This is a genomic window from Corallococcus sp. 4LFB (assembly GCF_046520365.1).
Classification (GTDB): domain Bacteria; phylum Myxococcota; class Myxococcia; order Myxococcales; family Myxococcaceae; genus Corallococcus; species Corallococcus caeni.
In genome coordinates, this window is sequence record NZ_JBKGHJ010001129.1 from 1 (window position 1) to 856 (window position 856).

Below are 856 nucleotides of genomic sequence, written 5' to 3' on the forward strand. Positions count from 1 at the left end.
GCGCAGGCCCACCGCGCCGCCGTGGTCGTCCTTCGTGCCCACCGGGCGGAGGAAGGACAGGCCGCCGTCGTCCGACACGCCGAACACGTCCGACGCCACCGCGAGGCCCCGGCTGGCGGCGGCTCGGCGAGGAGCGAGTAGCCCCCCAGCTTCGTCTGGCCCCGCCCCGACAGCAGCTGGAAGGGAGCCCCCAGCCGCGCTCGCGCACGGCGGACAGGCCGACGGTGGAGTCGCGCCAGCGCGCCCAGGCCTCGCCGCCCACGGAGTCGCGCGGATCGCCGGGGTGCAGCGCGGCGTAGTCCACGACGAGCACCGGCTCCGGCCCTTCGGTGAGCGCGTCCGTGCGCAGGAGCGGCGCGCCGGCGAGGAACGACAGCGGGCGCGCGAGCAGGATGCGGCCCGCGAGGTAGTCGATGTCGTAGTCGCGGCCCCGGATGAGGTGCTGCTCGCCCAGGGGCAGGCCGGTGACGCCGTCGCGCACCTCCACGCGCACCAGCTCGGAGCCCTCCGCGACGGCGCCGCCCCCCAGGTAGTAGAGGCTGCCGCCGGTGGCCCGCAGCTCCTCGTGCGCGGGCGTCGCGGCCAGGCCGCGCGTGGGATCCACCAGCCCTCCGGCGAACACGTCCAGGCCCACGCGCACGGGGCCCAGCTGTTCGCGCAGCTCCGCGTAGGGGCCGAAGAGGGGGCGGTGGTAGCGGCCCACCTCGCGGTCCTGCAGCAGCGCGCGGTAGGTGCCGAAGCCCGCGCGGCCGTACTGCTCGTGCCGGGCCTCCAGGCGCAGGCGCCCTTCGGCGGGGTTGGGCGTGAGGGACACGGAAGCGTCGCCCCACTCCGCCGGCACGAGGTCGGGGTCGGG

Annotated in this window: 1 pseudogene; it reads right to left on the reverse strand. The window is 77.2% G+C overall.

From position 1 onward, the window contains the following. Positions 1–814: pseudogene (locus ACLEQD_RS44510) on the reverse strand (flagellar motor protein); the annotation flags it as partial. Between the last annotated feature and the right edge of the window lie 42 nt (positions 815–856).